We start from the raw sequence: 18,583 nt of genomic DNA on the forward strand, positions 1-18,583 counted from the left end.
CTGGACACCGAGCACATCCAGGCCGACTACGACGCCGGGGTGCTCACCCTGCGCATCCCGATCGCCGAGCGCGCCAAGCCCCGCAAGATCTCCATTGGCGCCGGACCCGGCCGCAAGGAGATCTCCGGCTGAGCCGGACGATGCGGGCCGAACGGCGGAGGAGGACGGGCACCTGATCTCCCCCTCACCCCGTCCTCCGCACCCGACGGGACGGACTCGAAGAAGGGTGGCGATGGACGTGACCCTGCGACAGGAAGCGTTCCTGGAACATGTGAGGGAACGCGGCGAGTACGACAGCCTGCCAGAAGCAGAACGCGCGGCCCGCGTGGTGCTCGCCCTGCTCGGCGCACACCTGGTCGGCGAGGTACGCGCCGAGCTGGCGGCGCGCCTGCCGGAAGACTTTGCCCTGATCCTCCTCAACCCGCTGCAAAGCAGAGAGCCCCTGCCACCGGAGCGGTTCCTGCGCGCGACCGCCGCCTGGATCGAAGGGGCCACCGAGCAGACCGCCGCCTGGGACGTCAGCGCCGTCCTCAGCACCGTCGCCGACGCGGCCGGCGACGACCTGCTGGGCCAGATCCTGCTCCAGCTCCCCGCCGGCTACGACCTCCTCTTCGGCCACCCCCAGCCCGCCTGACCACCCACACCCCGGTGCCCCCCCCGCACAGGCACCACGACCTTCGGCGACAGAAAGGGCAACGACCACAGTGATGACCGACCGGCGTGCACCACTCCAGCACACACCCGTGATGACGTACGAGCAGCTGCTGGAGAAGGTCCGCTACGAAGGCGCCTACCCCACCCGGGAAAGAGCCGAGGAAGCCGTCCGCCTGGTCCTCGCAGGACTCGGACGCCAGCTGACGGGCGACGAACGCGTCGAACTCGCCGCCCGCCTCCCCTTCGAAGCCGCAACGATCCTCACCGTGCAGATCCCCGACACCCAGCCCCTGACCGGCTGGGCCTTCGTCAAAGACCTCGCTACCCGCACCGGCGACAACCTGGGCACCACCCGCTGGGACACCGGATCCGTCCTCTGCGCCGTCGCAGCCCTGGCCGGCCCCGACCTCCTCACCCGCATCCTGCACCAGCTCCCCTCCGGCTACGCCCTGTTGTTCGGCCGCGCCGAACTCACCCAAGCCGCATAGACGGCCAACGTGCTGCTGAACATGCTGAAGTCGGTGGGCCTGTAGGGGCCCTGAGCCTTTACGCTGGGCGGAACCGTCCCGGTGGCGTCCCCCGTGCCACCGGGACGGCTTGCGTGTCCGGGCAACGATAGGGGTCACTTCCTCATCTACGGCCTTGGTGCATCGGTACAGCCGTTGGCGCTGAGATTGATCATGGTCCCGAGCTGAGGGTTCTTACCAGGGTGGCCGAGATCCGCGTTAAAGGGGCATTGGGATGATCTTGTCCTGTGAGTGATCAGCTGAATTCTGGTGTGCGCGGTGGTCGGCTGGCCCGCTTCCTTGAGCGTCGGCGGGAGGTTCGCCGTGAGCGTGGGCCGCGGCGGCGGCCGTTGGATGAGGCGGCACGGCGGGCCGTCGAGGACCTGAGCGGCGTGGGCTGGAGAGCTCGGCCGCCGGCCCGGCGGCGGACTCTCGATGAGGCTGCCGAGCGCGCTGCCGACTGGAGGGCCGGTAGTTACCCAGGTCGGGCGGTGGATGCGTGACCTCTTGGTGTTAAGCGCGTTGAGCCGGGGGACACGTGCTCGTCCCCGCGGCACTCGTGCGAGCGGGCCCCGATCCACCCGGTACTCGGGGCCCGCTGATCAACTGCCGTCAGTGGCGGGGGCGCCAGCGGGTGAAGACGCACTGGTCATCGCCTGCCCCGAGCCGGAACGGCAGGGCGATGCGGTCCAGGGGGAAGGTCTCGCCGGGGGCGTGGACGGTGTAGCCGCACCGCGTGTAGAAGGCGGCCAGATCGCGGTCGGCCTCGTAGGAGCCGTACAGCAGGAAGTAGCCGAGCTGCTGGTGGACCCTGCCAGGCCCCTTGAGCAGGGTGGCGGCGATGCCCTGGCCGCGGGCGTGTTCGGCGACGGCCGGGCCGTGGATCTTCGCGACGAACAGGCTCAAGGCCATGGCCTGCTCGGCCGTGTAGCCGTTGTTCATGGCCATGTCGATGAGGGCGCCGGGCGCGGTGGCGGAGAGCACGCCCACGGTGCGGTCCTGTTCGTCGGCGGCGACCAGCGTCAGGGAGACGGTGGTCAAAACCTCGTTCATGGGCCGGTCTGTGAAGGTGGGAGGCGGCGTCGTGGTACGCCTTCATGCCGCGGCCGAGCCCGGCGAGAATGGCGGAGGACGCCGAGCCGTCCTCGATGGCGGCCCGCAGGACCGGGATGATCCTGACGCCGTCGCCGGTGATGGCCATCAGGGCGTTCGCCGCCTCGACGTCCTGGCCGCGGGCCAGCCGGATGCGGGTGCCGACCGGGCCCTGCCAGCCGGTGCGGACGCGGTCGGCGGACAGCGGCGGCGTTTGCCTGGCCTTCTTGGTCGTCTTGCCCATGGTCTTCGTTCCCCCCTGGTGGTGCCGGCGGCGTACGGCCGCCTGCGCCGAGATGGATCTTGTCCCTGTGGCCGGGCGGCTTACCGCCGGTTTTCGGCTGGATGTTCCTCGTCGGGCTCGTCCTGGTCCTCGTCCTCGCCGGGCTGGGCCAGCGGCCGAACGGCCCGATGGGCTACTCAGGGGTGGCGCCGAGCACGCCGGGGCCCTTCGTACGGTGCGGTGGCAGCGGGATCACGCGTCCTCCCCTTCGTGTCGGGCCTGCGCCAGCAACACCGTCACGACGTCGTTCGTCCTGTCCTCGGTCTGTGCAACGAGCGTGTCCACCACGCCGTTGGTGGCGGGGCCGAGAACCTGCCACTGGAGGCGTTCCATCAGCTCGGGGTCGGTGCCGCTGCCGGGCCCGGTGAGGTCGACCCGGGTCGGCCGGCGCGAGGCGATGATCTCCGGCCCGGCCGGGGCCTGGTTCGCCTCGGCTTCGGCGAGCGCGCGGTAGACGGAGGCGACCGCGGGGTGCTGTCCGGCGTTCTTGCCAGTCTTGATGGTCAGCTTCTTCGCGATGTTTGGGACGGGGACGCCCTTGTCCTTCAGCGCGCGGGCGAAGGTGAGCATGTCGTCGTCGATGACCTTCGGCCGTCCGCCGTGGTTGCCCTTGGCCGCGGCGGTCACCTGCCCCTCCAGGGTCTTCTCCCGGATGTAGTTGCGCTCGAGCTGGGCGGCGGCCAGGACGGCGAAGAACATCGCGCCCATGCCGTTGGGGTCGTAGATGCCGCTGAGCGGGCCGGTGAGGAGTTCGAGCTGGACGCCGGCGGCCTGGAGCTGCCCGGACAGCGTCATCAGCTCGGCGGCGTTGCGGGCGAGGCGCTTGAGCTCGTGGACGGTGAGGATGACCTCCTGGTCAGGGGCTGCCTCCTTGATGTCGTACGCCAGCTTCAGCGCCTTCTCCAGCTCCGGCCGGGTCTTCACCCGGGTGCTGATCTTCTCGGAGAAGATCCGCTTGCAGACCGGCCTGAGCGCGTCGAGCTGGGAGGCGAGTTCCTGCTGCGCGGTCGAGCATCGCGCGTACCCGATCCGGATCGGCTTGGACGCTTCGGCGGCCGGCGCGGCCTCGACGGGCGGGCCCGGCTTCCAGGTGCGTCCCGGCCCCCGGTCCTCGGGCACGAGGACCGGTCCATCGCCCGACCGCGGCGGTCGGGCCGGTTCACGTCCAACACTTCCACGCCACGGGCCGGCAGGTAGCGGGAAAGGGCCGCCCCGAAGGAGCCGGTCCCCTCCCCTCCGGCCCGTCGCACCGTGCCCAGCCCCCTGGCCCACTCCAGCAGTTCGCGGTATCCAGCAGGGGTGGCCGGGAACACCTCGGTGCCCATCACTGCCCCCACCATGGAGAGCACAGCAGCTACGTGAGCGTCCCGGTGCGAGTCCACTCCAGGGGACGTACCGGCCATGCTCGTTCACGCCCGTGCAGGGCGCCTGGCGGGCCGAGCGGCGCCAACATGCGTTGAACATCGGAACGCCCGCTCGAGCCTCTCAGGCGGCCGCCCGTGCGACCGCGACCGCCCAACCGATGTAGACGAGGTTGACCGCCAGCCGGACCGCCGCGCCGACGGGACGTTCCAGCAGGCGCGGCCGATCACCGGATGCCCGCCACAGGGCGTCCAGATGGCAGACCAGATAGCCCGTGATCAGTGCGGCCGCGGCCCAGCCGCCGACCGCCCGGCCTGCCGGTGTCAGGATCCCGGCTCCGACGACGATCTCCGCCGCCCCGCTCGCGGCGACGAGAAGTGGGGCCCGGCCCAGCCAGGACGGCACCAGAGTGCGGAAGTATCCGGGAAACAGGAAGTGACCTATCCCCACGGCGATCAGGAAGACCGCCAGTGCGATGGCAGCGGTAGCATTCATGAACGTGATCGTGGTCCCAACCCGCGCGTGGACGCTTGAACGAAACGATCGCCGACTCCACTTCGCATCCGGTCCAGACGCGACGATGTTCGCCGAGTCCGGCCCGTTCCACGTCACCCTCCACCGCCACCCGGCGTGGAAGGTCGTGCTGCCCCTCGGCGGCCATGTCGAGGTCGGATACGGCACAGGCCGCACCGTCGCGGCGACCGGAGTGATCGTGCCCCCGCAGCTGGCCCACACCTGCGCCGCGTCCGCCGGCTACGTGGCCCTCTTCCTCGACCCCTGGGTGCTGGACCCCGGCCTGGGCCTGGCGCGGCTCGGGGACGGCGCCGCCCGGCGCGTCCTCGCCGTTCTGGGGCACACCGGAACCCCCGGCCTCGGCCCAGGGCCGAACAGCGACCTGGCCGCGGCGCGCGCCGAACTCCTCACCCTCACCAGAGCGGGCCGCCCCTTGGATCCCCGGGTGGCCCACGCGGTGCGGGAAAGTTCACGGGCCGGCTCCGACGTTCCCATCAGCGCCATCGCCGCCGACGTCGGGCTCTCACCGCCGCGGTTGCGCGCGCTCGTTCGCGTCTCGGCCGGCGTCCCGCTCACACGGCTGCGGCGATGGGCCCGGCTGCGGGTGGCCATCGCCGACCTGCCGCGCGAGTCCGCGGCCTCGGCCGCAGCCGGCGCGGGCTTCGCCGACCAAGCCCACTTCACCCGCACCGCCCGGAGCCTTCTCGGGCGCACGCCTGCGTCGATCGGACGTTCCCCCGCCTGATCGACCCCTCCTGGTCACCGCAGGGCCCAGTGTGAACGTGTCTACTCGCTGTGCGACGCGGGGTGACACCTCGTACGCCCGCGAGGCGCGCTTGTCGCGCTCGTGCGATCCCCGTATACCTGGAAGTGGCTGATATCGCCCGGCAATTGCCCGCCGCAGGACCCGACAAAGCACTGGTCAAGGTACCTACCGCTGGGTTGTCGAGCAGACGTTGCCTGGCTGTATGACTCCGGGCGCCTGCGGATCCGTTGGAGCATCGAGTCGGCAACCACGAAGTCTTCTTGTAATTGGTGGGAGCGGCAAACGGGGCGGGCGTTTCGGATCGGTGAGCACCCGCATCATCGTCGACAGCTCCCTCGTTCTCCCGGACCGCGTCAGCCGGTCCAAGAGCAGCGGTCGTTTTCCCCTGGCGCTTCGCGGTTTTCCGCATGCGACGGCCGTATCAGCATGACACCGCCGGCAGGCGAGGATGTCCGTGACCGACTCGGTCACGTGGACCCGGTGCTCGTACGAGCGTGCGACGACATCCTGCGGTTCCCGTCCGGCGCCGGCTCGGCCGGTCCGGGCAGCCCGCCGGGACCGGCTCCTGGGACCGGACGTCCGAGGGCCGACTCGGTGCTCTCGCCGAGGAAGCCGCCCGACTGGTGCTGCCACAGCTTGGCGTAGGCACCGTTCGCCGCGAGCAGCTCCTCGTGGGTGCCCTGCTCGACGACGCTTCCGCGGTCGAGGACGACGAGACGGTCCATGCCGGCGACGGTGCTCAGCCGGTGGGCGACCACGAGTGCCGTCCGTCCGTCCATCAGCCGCCACAGGGCGTCCTGAACGAGGAGCTCGCTCTCCGAGTCCAGCGCGCTGGTCGCCTCGTCGAGCAGCAGGATCGGGGCGTCGCGCAGGATGGCCCTGGCGAGGGCGACACGCTGGCGCTGGCCGCCCGAGAGTTTCACCCCCCGCTCCCCCACCAGAGTGCCGAAGCCGTCGGGGAGTTGGCCGACGAACTCCGTGACGTGAGCTGCCGCGGCCGCGGCGTGGATCTCCTCGTCGGTGGCGCTGGGCCGGGCGAAGGCGATGTTGTCCCGCAGGCTGCGGTGGAACATGGCGGGTTCCTGCGGAACGTAGGCGATCAGTGAGCGCAGGTCGGTCTGGCGCAGCCGGCTGATGTCCTGCCCGCCGATCAGGATGCGTCCGTCGTCGATGTCCGACATCCGCAGCAGGAGCCGGGTGAGTGTGGTCTTGCCGCCGCCGGACCTGCCGACCAGACCGATACGTGCGCCTGCGGGCACGTCCAGGTCGAGTCCCTGGAAAATCGGCTTGGCGCCCGTGTGAGCGAAGGTCACCGCCTCGAAGCGGATGCCGGTGTCCCCCGGTGCGAGCGGTTCGGGTTCCGTCGGGTCGAGCACGGTGGGCGGATCCAGCAGCAGCTCGGTGAACTGCGCGGCCTCGGTCATCGAGCTTTCCAGACGCCGGTAGATCTGGTTGAACTCAAACATAGGTTCAGTGCTAGTATCGCCCCCAGTGAGGGGCCGCTGATCTGTGGTTTCGCGGCAAGCTGCTATTGAACACGGAGAGTCAACAGATGCCGCGTACGGCCACACCCAAACTGAGCTTCGCGAAGGACAGCTTCATACGGCAGCGGGCCGCCGCTTCGCGGTCCCGAGACGTCGGATACGCCTACAAGAGCCTTCTGAGGCGGTTTGAGGCCAACGTGAAGGACTGCCACACGGGCAGTCTCCGACCTCACCACTTCGAAGATTTCTGGTACGGCGAAGGTGGCCTGTCGGACACCTGTAGCTCTCAGACGCTCGGGAAGTACCGCAACGACATGAAGCAATTCCTGAGCTTCGTCTACCGTCGCGAATGGACCACGTACGCCCCTGACTTCCTGCTCGACGGCATACGCGAGAAGACGACCAGGGTCAACCGGAACCGCTACCGCATGACGCGGGCCGAGCTGCGAAGCCTGATCGCCGCGGCCGAGGACCCCCGAGACGTGGCCCTGATCTGTTTCGTGGCCTGTACGGGCGTACGCATCTCGGAAGCCCTCGGCATGCGCATACGAGACGTGAGCTTCAGCAAGTCCGAGCTTTACGTCTACCTGCCGAAGACGAAGCAAGAGGTCACGTACCCGCTCGCGTCCGACCTCGAAGCGGCCCTTCGCGAGTGGCTGACTGCCTACGCGGCGCAGGTGGGGAAGCTCAGTAAGTCGTTCCATCTCTTCCCCGCCTACCACCGGCAACGGTGGATCGAGGGCGGCGGGCGTCTGCCGGCCAACCAGTACAACCCCGAGAACCACATCACCGGGCCCCGGGTACTTCTCGCCCCGATCGCCGAGCGTGCCGGAATCGAGCTAGAAGAGGGTGACGGGTGGCACACCATCCGGCGCAGCTTCGCGCGCATCCTCTATGACGACTGTGTGGCCATGGGTCACGATGCGGCCCTTCGGGTCGTACAGGCGGCCCTCAATCACGCGTCCGTGAAGACGACCGAGCACTATCTAGGCTTGAACCTTGAACGGCAACAGTTCCACCGGCTCATGAAGGGACACGCGTTCCTCACGGCCGATATTGAGCCCGGTAAGATCGTGACCCTTGACGAACGGAGGGCGGCCCGTGGCTAGAGAAGTGATCTTGCGCTGTGACAAGTGCGGCGAGACTGAAGGGGTCGCTACCTTCCTGGTCGCGGTCGACGGGGACGCGCGAGAAGTCGACCTGTGCCCGAAGGACGCTCGGCCTCTGGTGAAGCTCCATGAGCTAGGCCGACCGGCCGAGGCGGCCCCGAAGAGGGGCCGGAAGCGGGCCGTTCACTCCGTGGTCCCCATCGAAGACCTCGGCATCGAAGAGCCGAAGTAGCCCAGGAACGCAAAGAACCCCCGAACCCTGATGGGTCGGGGGTTTCTTGCTACCAAAGGCCATCCGGACCGACGTTCTCGGCATGAACGTCACGATCAATCGGCATGATCACCCCTCGGAACGTGGGGCCGATCTTCACTAGAATCGGTTCCTTGCTGTTGAAGATGCACATGTCTAGGGCCCGATCTAGGTTGCCCTTCCCCTTCGGGACCTTGACTTTTGAGAAGCGCATGAGTAGGGCAGGATCGAACGCGACCAGCTCGGGCAGGGCCAGGGGCCGCCCTTCGAGCCGTGTAAACAGGGTGTCGACCATGCCCCATAGGGCGTCATCGGCCGAGGCCGCAGCGTCCTGCCCAACGGTGGGCGTGTCGTTGTTGCCAGGGCGGAAGATCAGGCCGTCACCGGGGCGAATCTCTAGCTTCCCGAAGCCCTTCTTATCCTTGCGTCCGGCCGTGTCGAGGTCGGCCAGGACGGACCGGTCTACGTGAAGCGTCACACCATCCGCGGGGCCTTCGTAGTCCTCAACGGGCCCTGAATCCTGGCCGATTGCGTACCCGTCCGTTCCCGTGGCCCGTAGGCCGGCGGGGCCCACTTCTATTCGTGCGGTCTTCACCATGGCACGGGCAGGAAGGAAGGCCAGGGCGTTATACGCGGCCCTGGCCATCTCTTCACTAGGCAGCGTCATCGACGCGTGCACTGTCTCTCCTTTCCAGCTCTCCGAGGCAGTGAGCGAACGCGGCGAACGCCTGTTGCGGCACAACTCCGTCCCCAACGGCCTTCAGTTGGTCACCGCGGGTGAGACCTTCAACCTTGCTGATCCATCCGGGCACGATGCCCATAAGCCACTCGGCGAACCGAGGGGCCAGGCGGAGGCCGCCACGCGGCCCGTACTCGACCGGAACGGGCGCAGGTTGCCCGGTGAGGACTTCCCAACGGCGGATGGCGGGGGCGAAGTCTCCCCACCATTCCGAGGGGCTGAAATCTCCGTCGTAGTCGCCCGTAGGGTCGACGTTCAGCAGGAAGCACACTTCGTCTTCGAGGGTCGGCCCGTGGCCGCCCTGTTTCCGCTTCTCCGGATGCTGCGGGGCGCCATTGCGGCCCAGGTTGGCCGTAGGGGTCTTGAGTAGCTTCTCGGTCTTGTCTCGGGGCCATAGTCGGGCCATGGCGGTTACTAGGTCGTCGCCCCCGGCCTCGGGCCGGGCGGCCTTCGCATAGTCCGGTCCTCGGCGGCCGTCAGCAGCCGTAGGGGTCGGCAGGAGCCGCAACGAGAAACCACCTATCGCGGTGGTGGGGGGCACCAGCGGCGGAAGCTCGATAGCACGTCCAGACCGCGTCATACCCGCTCTCGGCCAGGTCCCCGAGTACGCGGTCGATTCCTCGGCTTCGGATTGCAGAGACGTTTTCCAGGAAGACGAGTTTCGGTCGAAGGACGCGAACGGCTTCCGAGACGTTCGCCCAGATACCCGAGCGCGACCCTTCGATACCAACTCTTCTCCCTGCATTGCTGATGTCCTGGCACGGGAAACCGGCCGTGATGATGTCTACGCCCTGGCCTTCGAGCGTCGCCCAATCGATTTGGGTGATGTCCCCGAGGTTCGGCACCCCGGGGAATCGGCGTTCAAGGATCAGGGACTTCTTCGGGTCGTTGTCGGCCACCCATGTAACCCGGCCACCTGTAAGAGCCTCCACGGCCATCCCGAGGCCGCCATAACCGGCGCAGAGTTCCAAGATTCGGGGGGCCGTAGAAGGCCACTTACTCACAGTCGCTCTCGTCTCCCCTGAACAGGTCGGCGAGAATACGCTCTCGTTCCTCGGCGTCGAGCTGGTCGAGGTCTATCGGCTCAGACACAGCCCTTCCATTCCGACCAGAGGTCTTCGAGGGCCAGGGCGATGAACGCGCAAAGCGTCATCAGCCCAGCTATGCACAATCCGGCGAGAATCACGCGACCTCGGCCTTCCGGTAGTTCACGGCGTAGTCGTAAGCCACGTAGGCATCACGAATTCGGTAAGCGGCGGAGCGAAGCTCACGCTTTCCCGTGGCCGAAGCAAGGTGAAGTTGCGTAACGGCTTCTTCGTAGTGGGGAAGCCCCGAGAAAGGGGCGATCATCTGAAGGGCCTTAGCGAGAGTCACTTACTCGCCTTCGCAATCCGAGCCATGGCCGAAACAGCAGGGTTCTTCTTCACCGGAACGGGACTGGTGGTCGAGTAGCGAAGGATTCCGTCCTTCACGTCCACTCGGCCGGCGAAGTCGTACTTGAACGAAGGGGCCCGGTCCTCGGGACCGTTCTTCACGTAGGCATTGGTCGCAGCAACACGCTTCGGGTGAAGGAACATCGAGACTCTCCAGGGCGGTTTAAACGGCTTCCCTCGGCCCCCCTCGGGGCCGGATCAACTGACAGGTTCAATGCTAGGTTGCCTACCCTGACGGAATCAAAGATGCCCAGGTCAGAGGCCAGGGTGTGAGGCCCTGGCCGTCGTAACACCTCTATAGAGAGTGCTAGGGGGTAAGGGGGTCCGGTTGAGTGAGCGGAGCGAGCGAAACCGGGGGGGATCGGGGGACAGAGCATCGGCCTAGGCCGATGAGTACAGAGCGGCCCCTTCAAGGGCCGCTAGTAGAGAGAGCTACTGCGAACAGCCGCGAGAGCGGTGAGAGCAGTAGTAGAAGGGCGCCCCTCGAAGGGCGCCCTATATGGAAGGCTTCTGTAGAAGGAAACTTCTACAGCCAAGGCCCATACAGGGGATGCCCCCTCAGGAAGGGGGTAGCCCCCATGCCTTACACCATGTGCCCTAGGCACAAGAGGCTGCACCCCCTTGGGAAAGGGTGCCCCCTCTGTCAGGGTGCACCCCGTAGAAAGCACCCTTCTAAGAACACCCGTAAAGCGGGTGCCTATGACTATCAGTGGCAGAAGGTAAGGGCTGAAGCTATCGCCCTTCAGCCCTGGTGTTTGTTCTGCGGTAAGACTACTGACCTAACCGGAGATCATATCGTTCCGCTCAAAGAAGGCGGAACGAATAGCCTCGATAACATCAGAGTTCTCTGCCGATCGTGTAACACACGAAGAGAGAACGATTACCGAAAAGGTAAAAGGTACTGACCGTACCTTGCCCTTTCTCGGACGGTCGAGCTTCACGACCAGGCCGTGACAGGCCGAGCCAAACAGGCTCGGCCCTCGGCCTACCCCCTGACTTGTTCGGGCTTGCTTCACCAGACTAATTCGCAAAGACGTTTGCTGGATCAAAGCAAATTCGGACATCTCTTCCATAGGGGGAGATCAAAACTTTTCCGGGCTCCATCCCCGCACCCGCGCCCTTCCCTCGGAAAGAACGCGCGGGGGTTCGTCTGAGTCCGTGGGATTCCGGCTGTCGCCGGATGGCTGCAAATCCACCCGCCTAGGCCGTTGATCAGTGCGGATCGCTCCGCACGGAATACGGAACCGTTTCCCAGCGAAGGGAATTCAAGCTCGAAAGAGGTCACGTCATGTCCGGTCCCCCGCCTATGCCCTCGAAGCTGGTCGAGCTGAAGGGCAATCCTTCGAAGAAGAAGCTCAATGGCGCTGAGCCTGAGCCGACCAGGGGCGCCCCGCGGCCCCCTGCTGACCTGAAGGGCGAGGCTCTGGCCGAGTGGGGCCGGATCGTTCCCGAGCTTGACCGGCTCGGGCTTCTGACGAAGGTTGACCGGGCTTACCTGGTGGCCTACTGCGAGGCTTGGGCGTCCTTCAATGCGGCCCGGGAAGCCGTGGCCGAGTATGGGCCGCTGGTGGCCGGCAGGGACGGTGGAATGGTCAAGAATCCAGCCGCTCAGGTCATGCGTGATGCGGCGGACATGATGTTGAAGTTTGGTTCTCGGTTCGGTCTGTCTCCTAGCGACCGTACGCGGCTGTCTGTGGCCCCGGAATCCGAGGACGGCCCGGACGCACAGGTTTTGTCTTTGCTGTCTTGACAGCTAGCGAGAAGAAATAGGGACCATGGCTCTTACTTACGATGAAGATAAGTTTCAGTGGGCGCAGAATGCGGCCGTTGCCGATCTGACTCACACTGTGGGCACTGCTGACGGCACGGTCGATGATGTGGGCGCCTCTTTCAATCAGACGACCCTGAACAACAACTTCAAGGAACTGTCCGCGAAGGTGAACGCGATTCTTCTCGCGCTGCGGGATTCGTCTGTTCTGGCTCTTGACTGATTAAGCCGGGGGTTGAGTGCACGGGTTGAGCGAAGGGCGGTCGCTCCCCGTGTCGCTCCCCCCTACGGGTACGGAAGGTTTCGACAGTGCGTAAGGCCGCATGCGGAAGCGCACTGGACCACGGTTCGATTCCGTGCGTATCCACAAGACGTTTAAACGAAGGGCATCACAGTGCCGACTCAGCTTGACCAGCGTTACTCGTTTACTTTTGATGATCAGGTGTCGAGTTTCGACATTTTCGTCAACCAGGGAAATCGGACCGCTGACACGGACGCTAAGGCCGTGGCGCTAATGAACGCGTTCTCTGACCTGTTCATCGCGATTATCGGCCGTACGCCGATGATTCAGGTCAGGTTTCAAGACTCGACCTACAGCTACGACACGACCGATATCGGCGTTGTCGGACAGCCTGAAGCGTAAGGAATCTCGTTGTCCAACATTTCCGGCGACGAGCCGTGCGCGGTTCATAAGAACCACACGCCGAGGCCGTACGGCACAGACCTTCACCATGTGTGGCCGAGGGGTATGGGCGGCCCTGACGTGGCCGAGAACAAGGTTCCGGTATGCGCGACCGGTCACCAAAACATTCACCGGCTTCTCTCGAAGCTGGTCGACGGTGACGGCGTCGTGCCGTGGCCGGTCGAGCGGGCTTTTCATCCGGGTGAACGGAAGTATGCCCGGCTTGGCTTCGAGCGGTTCAAGCGCGGTTCTCTGTGAGTGGCCGGCGCCCTCGGCGGCGTCGCCCGGATGGTTGGTTGTCGCGTCGCGAGTACGCGATAAAGCTTCGCTGCGAAGAGTGGGGCGTTCCCTATACGAAGGTGAGTCGCGCGGCGGTCTTCCGCCGTGACGGCTGGGTTTGCCAACTCTGCGGCGAACCTATCGACCGGGGGCTTCGCTTCCCGAACCCCCGCAGTAAGAGCGTTGACCATAAGGTGCCGCTTTCGCACGGCCCGGGAACACCGGGGCATGTCTTCGAGAATTGCCAGGCTTCGCACCTCGGCTGTAATTCCTCGAAGGGCAACCGTGTGTGACTGATTCGTGTTTGTAACACCTCTTTATCTGGCGTAATGACCGGAGCGAAGAGGGGCGAGCGTGAGCGACATTATCCGTTCGCCCTTCGGGCCGATCGATCCCCGTGAGGGCTTCTTTCACTACGACGAGAAGCGTGCAACGCACGCAATCAACTTCATTGAGAAGCTGATCGTCCACACGAAGGGCCGCCATGCCGGCGCGCCCTTCCTTCTCGACCCCTGGCAGAAAACCGAGATCGTTCAGCCGCTCTTCGGCACGGTCATGTGGGATGACCAGTACGAGGAATACGTTCGTCAGTACCGCATTGCGTGGCTCGAAATGGCGCGCAAGAACGGGAAGAGCGAACTACTCTCGGCGTTCGCTCTTCTCGGCCTGGTGGGCGACGGTGAAGAGTCCGCAGAGGTCTACTCGGTAGCGGTCGACCGCGACCAGGCCGGTTTGGTCTACAACACGGCTAAGCGCATGGTCGAGCTGAATCCGATTCTCTCGAAGCGGCTAGAGATCATCGACAGTCGTAAGCGGATCATCGACCGAAAGACGAATTCCTTCTATCAGGTGTTGCCCGGTGACGCTGCGGGCGCCCTCGGAACGAACCCCTCGATGGTTCTCTTCGATGAGGTTCTGACTCAGAAGGACCGGCATCTTTGGGACTCAATGCGTCAGGGCTTCGGTACCCGTCGACAGCCGATCATGATCGCTGCGACCACCGCGGCCTACCGCACGGCGGCTTTCGCCCTTGAAGAGCACGAACACTCGCTTCGTGTTCGCGAGGATCAGAACCTTGACCCTGCCCGTTTCGTGTTCGCGCGGAACGTTCCCGATGACTGGGACTGGAAAGACGAAGGCTCTCCGCCCTCGGCCGAGAACCCGAAGGGTACGGGCTGGTATCTCGCTAACCCTGCTCTCGGTTCCTTCCTGAACATCAACAATCTTCGGGCCGAGGCAATGGAGGCGGCCGAGAAGCCTACGGCTCAGAACAGCTTCCGAGTGTTCCGTCTGAATCAGTGGGTGTCTCAGGCTAACCGGTGGCTCGACATGCACCTTTGGGACGAGAACGGGGCGGCGAAGGTCGAGCGTTCTCGCCTGTTGGGCCGCCCTTGCTTCGGTGGTATCGACCTGGCCGCTACGGGCGACTTCAACGCGTGGCTTCTCCTGTTCCCAGGGTCCCCTACGGACCCTGACGCGGACGGCTTCACGGTGCTTCCCCATTTCTGGGTGCCTCGGCCGGCTGTCGAGAAGCGGTCGAACATGAAGAGCCACTTCGAGGTTTGGGAGCGAGAAGGCTTCCTGACTGTCACTGAGGGGCCTACGACCGACTTCAAGGCCATCTTCCGGCACATTGCGAAGGATGCCGAGGACTTCCGGATTCGGTTCTTCGGCTATGACCCGTGGAACGCTACGCAGCTCGTGAACGAGCTTGAAGAGCAGGGTCTAGCGGCCGTGAAGGTGCCGCAGAGTGCCGCACGGCTCAACGATCCCTGTAAGGCCATAGAAAGCCACCTGGCGGCCCGGGGCCTGTATCACGGCGGCCACCCTGTCTTGCGTTGGATGGCGGATAACGTCGAGCTTGACGTGACCGGTGATGGCCTGGTGAAGCCTTCTAAGGCGAAGTCTGGCGAGAAGATCGACGGTATAGCCGCTCTCGCTAACGCGTTCTTCCTGACGGCCCTTCCGGCCGATGAAGAAGCGCATGTGACCTTCTTCAACTTCAATGAAGAGTATTCCGAGGCCGAGCTAGAGGCCCTTTTGACTCCTGCGAGTAGGCAGGACCGGGAAGAGCGTTTCTTTCCGGATGACGACGATTAGGAGATTCATGGATCGGCCCAATTGGGGCCGCTCTCTCCGTTCTGTCGCGTCTTCCTTTGTCCCGAACGTCTTTCAGGTCGGCAGTCTCGGTTTCCTGGCCGCTTCCGCCTATGACGTTGCGCGCCCTCTTGGGCATCTCGCTATGGCCGTGTGCCTCGGGCTGGTCGGCTACGCGACGGACGGGGGCAAGCGGTCGTGAGTCTGTTTACACGCATCGGTGAGCTTCGGGCTTCGCTCTCGGGTTTCGCTTCGGATTGGGAACGGGACGTTGAACCGCTCGGTTCTCGTACGTCCTCGGGCCGCCGAGTCGGTCGGCGTTCTGCCCTTCAGATGGTTGCCGTATACGCCTGTCAGTCGCTTATTGCGGATGCTGTCGCGTCGCTTCCGGTTGACCACTACACGACGATCAGTGGCCGGAAGGAAACCTTCGACCGGTCCCCGAAGTGGGTTACGCAACCGAACCCCTATCAGACCTCTTACGAGTTTTGGTTCCGGGTGGTCGTCAGTCTCCTGACTGACGGAAACGCGTTCCTCTACACGCTTCGGAATGATCGCGGGGAGGTTCAGGCCCTCTACTGCCTGCACCCCGGTTACGTGTCAATCCTTGACGGCCCCCTAGGGGATAACCGGTACGAGGTGACAGACGACCACGGCGCGGTTCAGGGCGTCTTCGATCGGACTCAGGTTCTCCACATTCCGGCATTCACGGTTCCCGGCATGAGTCGGGGCCTGTCCCCGGTCGACGTGGCGAAGGAAGCTATCGGCCTCGGCCTTACGGCCGAAGAGTTCGGTTCTCGGTTCTTCGAACAGGGAACGACGATGGCCGGCGTCATTGAGCATCCGGGAAGTCCTCGGCCGGACGAAGCGAAGCTTCTTCGCGACATGTTCCGGAAGACCCATGCGGGCGTGAAGAACAGTCACTCGGTCGGTGTTCTGACCGGTGGTGCTCAGTTCAAGCCGATCACGCTTTCCCCGGAACAGGCTCAGTTCCTCGAAACGCGAAGGTTCCAGAAGGCGGAGATTGCCCTTCTCTACAGGGTGCCCGCGTATCTGGTCGATTCCGCGGTCACGTCAACCTGGGGAAGTGGCGTCGAGGAACAGAACAAGTTCTTCGTAGATCAGACGCTCATGCCATGGATTGTTCGTATCGAACAGTCGATATCGACCTTCCTTCTTCCGGGGCTTCAGTACATCCGCTTTAACGTCGACGCTCGACTTCGAGCGAAGACGAAGGAACGCTTCGAGTCGTATCAGATGGCCCTTAACAACGGCTTCATGAACGCGGATGAGATTCGCGCTCTCGAAGACCTCGGGCCGCTCCCGAAGAAGCTCGGTCAGCGGTATTACCGGCCGCTGAATCTCGGCGTTGTCGGCGAAGAGGACAAGAACAAGGTTCAGGCCGGCACCGCTCCCCCGGCACCGCAAGCCCCGACTGATCCGAATGCGGATCCCAACCAAAACCCGAATCCGCAACCCAATCAGTCGGACCAATCCCAGGGGAGCAGTAATGGAGCTTGAGCGTAGGGCGGTCCCTACGGAGTTTGAGGTTCGTTCCGAGGGAAGCTCGTTCAACTTCTACGGCTACGCCTTGAAGTGGGATGCGCGTTCTCAGAATCTCGGCGGTTTTCGCGAGCTGGTCGCACAGGGCGCGACCTCGGACAGTATCCAGCGCGACGATATCCGTGCGCTCTTCAACCATGACCCGAATCTGATTCTCGGCCGGAACCGAAGCAACACGCTTCGGCTGTCCGAGGACAGTACCGGGCTTCACTACGAAGTGGATATGCCGGATACCACGTATGCGCGTGACCTGGCTACCGCTATGGAGCGGGGCGACGTGTCGCAAAGCTCTTTCGGCTTCAAGGTTGCCCCTGGTGGCGATTCTTGGGCCGAGGACGGCGACGGCTTCCCCCTTCGCACGCTGAACAGTATTTCGCTGTTCGATGTTTCGCCGGTTACTTACCCGGCTTATACCGACTCCACTTCTGGTGTTGGTTCTCGCGCGCTTCAGCTTCTCGCTGAGGAGCGCGGCATTCCTGTTGGGCGGCTGGATTCGCCGGATGCGATCCGGGCCGCTATTCGGGGCGAGATCGATGTTCCGGCGCTAAGCGAAGCGCGGACTGTCTTTCCCCGTTACGAGCTTCCTGCCGATCCGGTGGCGGCTCGTGCGGCCCTTTCCGGCCTTCTGTAACCCCTGTAACTAGCATTGGATTAGCAATGGATTTTGCCGCTGTGGCGAATGCTGCGCTCGAAGAGCGCGCGAAGCTGATTGGTGAGCTGCGCTCTATCGAGTCGGACACCGTTCTTTCCGAGGCCGAGAAGCGCGAGCGTGTCGAGAAGATCGACCGTGACGTGACTCGGCTGGAGGCCGAGGCCCGCGACGCGGTTGAGCGTGGCGAGCGTGAGGCCGAGGTTCGTTCCCTGGCGGAGCGTGCGGGCGGCCTGGTCATTCCTGGCCAGACTCCGGAGGCCCGTGGCGGCCAGGTCGACGAGGCGGCCGAGCTGCGCGCCCTGGCTCGTGGTGACCGTCAGGCTGTCGAGTTTGACCTTCGTACCGCGACTTCTGGTACCGCCTCGAATGCCGGTAACACCTTCGCGACTACCTTCGTGGCGCAGGTCATCGAGGCTATGCGTGTGCGTTCGGACTTCTTCAATAAGGCCCGAGTCCTGACCACTTCGAGTGGTGAGACGCTTCAGTACCCGGTGAAGAACGGTCGTCCGACCGCCACTCAGCAGACGGAAAACGTCGCGTACGGCAAGAGTGACGAGTCGTGGACCACCACGAGCATTGGCGCCTATAAGTACGGCATCATTGTTGAGGCTACTAACGAGATCATCGATGACTCTCAGCTCGACATTCTCGGCATTCTCGCGAATGACGCGGGCGAGGCTGTCGCCGATAAGGTGATGGCTGATCTTCTGGTCGGTAACGGCACTTCGAAGCCTTACGGCTGGATCACCCGTTCCACGGGTGCGGTGAACGCGTCGAGCCTGTCGGCGATTACGACTGACAACCTGATCGATCTTCAGCACTCGATTCTGCGCCCGTACCGCAAGGGTGCGGTCTTCATGACCTCGGACACTGCCGTTCAGACGCTTCGCAAGCTGAAGGACAGCACGGGCCGCTACCTCTGGGAGCCGTCCCTTACGGCCGGCGCCAATGACATGCTTCTTGGCACTCCGGTCCTCACTGATCCGAACGTCGTCACTTCGGGTTCCGGCGCGAAGGTCCTGGTGTACGGCGACCCCTCGAAGTACCTGATTCGCCAGGTGAAGAACCTTCGGGTTGTCCGTTCCGACGAGTACGGCTATGACCGTGACGTCGTCGCCTTCAAGGTCACGTGGCGTGGTTCTGGCGACCTGTTCGACACGGCTTCCGTCAAGGCTCTGACCGTTACCGCGTAATGGTCCTCGGCTCGGCCCCTTCGGGGGCCGGGCCGGTCCTGTCTTGAAGGGGTGTCATGAAGGTTCGAATCCTTGTAGGTAACTCGGGTCAGCTCGACGGTAAGCCGTTCCCGAGTGTGGGGGATGTGGTCGACCTGCCTTCAGGTCTGGCCGTGTCT

Annotated in this window: 21 protein-coding genes and 1 pseudogene; 15 read left to right on the forward strand and 7 right to left on the reverse strand. The window is 64.5% G+C overall.

What is annotated here, in order from left to right; all coding sequences use genetic code 11:
- From ACIF83_RS10060 to ACIF83_RS10070, 3 genes are all read left to right on the forward strand, one after another.
- Nucleotides 1-132: Hsp20/alpha crystallin family protein (locus ACIF83_RS10060; protein ID WP_399726269.1), on the forward strand; the 132-nt coding region annotated here is incomplete at its 5' end.
- A gap of 106 nt (nucleotides 133-238) precedes the next feature.
- The gene (locus ACIF83_RS10065; protein WP_390774530.1) at nucleotides 239-634 is read left to right on the forward strand and encodes a DUF2267 domain-containing protein; all 396 of its coding nucleotides are present in this window, start codon (nucleotides 239-241) and stop codon (nucleotides 632-634) included.
- A 70-nt stretch (nucleotides 635-704) separates the two neighbouring features.
- Nucleotides 705-1,142 carry a DUF2267 domain-containing protein gene (locus ACIF83_RS10070; RefSeq protein WP_399725240.1) on the forward strand — a complete coding sequence of 146 codons (438 nt, stop codon included), beginning with the start codon at nucleotides 705-707 and terminating at the stop codon, nucleotides 1,140-1,142.
- Between the two features lie 630 nt (nucleotides 1,143-1,772).
- Here the strand turns inward: ACIF83_RS10070 and ACIF83_RS10075 are convergent.
- The 3 genes from ACIF83_RS10075 to ACIF83_RS10085 all read right to left on the reverse strand — a co-directional run bounded on the left by ACIF83_RS10075 (nucleotide 1,773) and on the right by ACIF83_RS10085 (nucleotide 4,392).
- On the reverse strand, nucleotides 1,773-2,213 hold the full coding sequence (locus ACIF83_RS10075; protein ID WP_393472764.1) for a GNAT family N-acetyltransferase: 441 nt from the start codon (nucleotides 2,211-2,213) through the stop codon (nucleotides 1,773-1,775).
- Between the two features lie 514 nt (nucleotides 2,214-2,727).
- The gene (locus ACIF83_RS10080) at nucleotides 2,728-3,654 is read right to left on the reverse strand and encodes a recombinase family protein (RefSeq protein WP_399725244.1); all 927 of its coding nucleotides are present in this window, start codon (nucleotides 3,652-3,654) and stop codon (nucleotides 2,728-2,730) included.
- Nucleotides 3,655-4,020: 366 nt separating this feature from the next.
- Nucleotides 4,021-4,392, reverse strand: a complete 372-nt coding sequence (locus tag ACIF83_RS10085) for a hypothetical protein (protein ID WP_393472772.1) — start codon at nucleotides 4,390-4,392, stop codon at nucleotides 4,021-4,023.
- 85 nt (nucleotides 4,393-4,477) lie between these two features.
- Here ACIF83_RS10085 and ACIF83_RS10090 point away from each other — a divergent pair, with 85 nt between their 5' ends.
- Nucleotides 4,478-5,155 (forward strand): helix-turn-helix domain-containing protein, encoded by a 678-nt coding sequence (locus ACIF83_RS10090; RefSeq protein WP_399725247.1) that lies wholly within the window; start codon nucleotides 4,478-4,480, stop codon nucleotides 5,153-5,155.
- Between the two features lie 488 nt (nucleotides 5,156-5,643).
- Here ACIF83_RS10090 and ACIF83_RS10095 read toward each other — a convergent pair.
- Nucleotides 5,644-6,654: pseudogene (locus ACIF83_RS10095) on the reverse strand (ABC transporter ATP-binding protein); the annotation flags it as partial.
- 74 nt (nucleotides 6,655-6,728) lie between these two features.
- Here ACIF83_RS10095 and ACIF83_RS10100 point away from each other — a divergent pair.
- Nucleotides 6,729-7,769, forward strand: a complete 1,041-nt coding sequence (locus tag ACIF83_RS10100) for a tyrosine-type recombinase/integrase (protein WP_399725250.1) — start codon at nucleotides 6,729-6,731, stop codon at nucleotides 7,767-7,769.
- A gap of 281 nt (nucleotides 7,770-8,050) precedes the next feature.
- Here the strand turns inward: ACIF83_RS10100 and ACIF83_RS10105 are convergent, their stop codons facing one another.
- From ACIF83_RS10105 to ACIF83_RS10115, 3 genes are all read right to left on the reverse strand, one after another.
- A complete protein-coding gene (locus tag ACIF83_RS10105; protein WP_399725253.1) occupies nucleotides 8,051-8,698 on the reverse strand; it encodes a hypothetical protein in 648 nt (215 codons plus the stop codon).
- Nucleotides 8,673-9,164 carry a DNA (cytosine-5-)-methyltransferase gene (locus ACIF83_RS10110; RefSeq protein ID WP_399725256.1) on the reverse strand — a complete coding sequence of 164 codons (492 nt, stop codon included), beginning with the start codon at nucleotides 9,162-9,164 and terminating at the stop codon, nucleotides 8,673-8,675. Before ACIF83_RS10110 ends, ACIF83_RS10105 begins: the two co-directional genes overlap by 26 nt.
- 70 nt (nucleotides 9,165-9,234) lie before the next feature.
- Nucleotides 9,235-9,696: a DNA cytosine methyltransferase gene (locus tag ACIF83_RS10115; protein ID WP_399725259.1), complete on the reverse strand. Its 462-nt coding sequence runs from the start codon at nucleotides 9,694-9,696 to the stop codon at nucleotides 9,235-9,237.
- Nucleotides 9,697-10,781: 1,085 nt separating this feature from the next.
- Here ACIF83_RS10115 and ACIF83_RS10120 point away from each other — a divergent pair.
- From ACIF83_RS10120 to ACIF83_RS10165, 10 genes are all read left to right on the forward strand, one after another.
- Nucleotides 10,782-11,096, forward strand: a complete 315-nt coding sequence (locus tag ACIF83_RS10120) for an HNH endonuclease (RefSeq protein WP_399726272.1) — start codon at nucleotides 10,782-10,784, stop codon at nucleotides 11,094-11,096.
- A gap of 401 nt (nucleotides 11,097-11,497) precedes the next feature.
- Nucleotides 11,498-11,941, forward strand: coding sequence for a phage terminase small subunit P27 family (locus tag ACIF83_RS10125; protein ID WP_399725263.1), 444 nt, complete (start codon nucleotides 11,498-11,500; stop codon nucleotides 11,939-11,941).
- Between the two features lie 25 nt (nucleotides 11,942-11,966).
- The gene (locus tag ACIF83_RS10130; RefSeq protein ID WP_399725266.1) at nucleotides 11,967-12,182 is read left to right on the forward strand and encodes a hypothetical protein; all 216 of its coding nucleotides are present in this window, start codon (nucleotides 11,967-11,969) and stop codon (nucleotides 12,180-12,182) included.
- 171 nt (nucleotides 12,183-12,353) lie between these two features.
- The gene (locus ACIF83_RS10135) at nucleotides 12,354-12,602 is read left to right on the forward strand and encodes a hypothetical protein (protein ID WP_399725269.1); all 249 of its coding nucleotides are present in this window, start codon (nucleotides 12,354-12,356) and stop codon (nucleotides 12,600-12,602) included.
- A gap of 120 nt (nucleotides 12,603-12,722) precedes the next feature.
- Nucleotides 12,723-12,899 (forward strand): hypothetical protein, encoded by a 177-nt coding sequence (locus tag ACIF83_RS10140; protein ID WP_399725272.1) that lies wholly within the window; start codon nucleotides 12,723-12,725, stop codon nucleotides 12,897-12,899.
- 101 nt (nucleotides 12,900-13,000) lie between these two features.
- Complete coding sequence (locus ACIF83_RS10145) at nucleotides 13,001-13,213, forward strand: HNH endonuclease (protein WP_399725275.1); 213 nt, start codon at nucleotides 13,001-13,003, stop codon at nucleotides 13,211-13,213.
- Between the two features lie 61 nt (nucleotides 13,214-13,274).
- Complete coding sequence (locus ACIF83_RS10150) at nucleotides 13,275-15,020, forward strand: terminase large subunit (protein WP_399725278.1); 1,746 nt, start codon at nucleotides 13,275-13,277, stop codon at nucleotides 15,018-15,020.
- A gap of 195 nt (nucleotides 15,021-15,215) precedes the next feature.
- A complete protein-coding gene (locus ACIF83_RS10155; RefSeq protein WP_399725281.1) occupies nucleotides 15,216-16,538 on the forward strand; it encodes a phage portal protein in 1,323 nt (440 codons plus the stop codon).
- Entirely contained in the window at nucleotides 16,528-17,211 is a 684-nt protein-coding gene (locus tag ACIF83_RS10160; protein WP_399725284.1) for an HK97 family phage prohead protease, read from the forward strand. The genes ACIF83_RS10155 and ACIF83_RS10160 overlap by 11 nt, the downstream gene beginning before the upstream one ends.
- 26 nt (nucleotides 17,212-17,237) lie before the next feature.
- Nucleotides 17,238-18,425 (forward strand): phage major capsid protein, encoded by a 1,188-nt coding sequence (locus tag ACIF83_RS10165; protein ID WP_399725287.1) that lies wholly within the window; start codon nucleotides 17,238-17,240, stop codon nucleotides 18,423-18,425.
- The last annotated feature ends 158 nt before the right edge of the window (nucleotides 18,426-18,583 follow it).

The sequence above is a fragment of the Streptomyces sp. NPDC085866 genome (assembly GCF_044541035.1).
Lineage (GTDB): Bacteria > Actinomycetota > Actinomycetes > Streptomycetales > Streptomycetaceae > Streptomyces.

Coding starts and splice junctions, on each gene's coding strand:
- ACIF83_RS10075 (WP_393472764.1), bottom strand. CDS start 2,213: ATGAACGAGGTTTTGACCACCGTCTCCCTGACGCTGGTCGCCGCCGAC.
- ACIF83_RS10085 (WP_393472772.1), bottom strand. CDS start 4,392: ATGAATGCTACCGCTGCCATCGCACTGGCGGTCTTCCTGATCGCCGTG.
- ACIF83_RS10090 (WP_399725247.1), top strand. CDS start 4,478: ATGTTCGCCGAGTCCGGCCCGTTCCACGTCACCCTCCACCGCCACCCG.
- ACIF83_RS10100 (WP_399725250.1), top strand. CDS start 6,729: ATGCCGCGTACGGCCACACCCAAACTGAGCTTCGCGAAGGACAGCTTC.
- ACIF83_RS10110 (WP_399725256.1), bottom strand. CDS start 9,164: ATGGCCCGACTATGGCCCCGAGACAAGACCGAGAAGCTACTCAAGACC.
- ACIF83_RS10115 (WP_399725259.1), bottom strand. CDS start 9,696: ATGGCCGTGGAGGCTCTTACAGGTGGCCGGGTTACATGGGTGGCCGAC.
- ACIF83_RS10120 (WP_399726272.1), top strand. CDS start 10,782: ATGTGCCCTAGGCACAAGAGGCTGCACCCCCTTGGGAAAGGGTGCCCC.
- ACIF83_RS10125 (WP_399725263.1), top strand. CDS start 11,498: ATGCCCTCGAAGCTGGTCGAGCTGAAGGGCAATCCTTCGAAGAAGAAG.
- ACIF83_RS10130 (WP_399725266.1), top strand. CDS start 11,967: ATGGCTCTTACTTACGATGAAGATAAGTTTCAGTGGGCGCAGAATGCG.
- ACIF83_RS10160 (WP_399725284.1), top strand. CDS start 16,528: ATGGAGCTTGAGCGTAGGGCGGTCCCTACGGAGTTTGAGGTTCGTTCC.
- ACIF83_RS10165 (WP_399725287.1), top strand. CDS start 17,238: ATGGATTTTGCCGCTGTGGCGAATGCTGCGCTCGAAGAGCGCGCGAAG.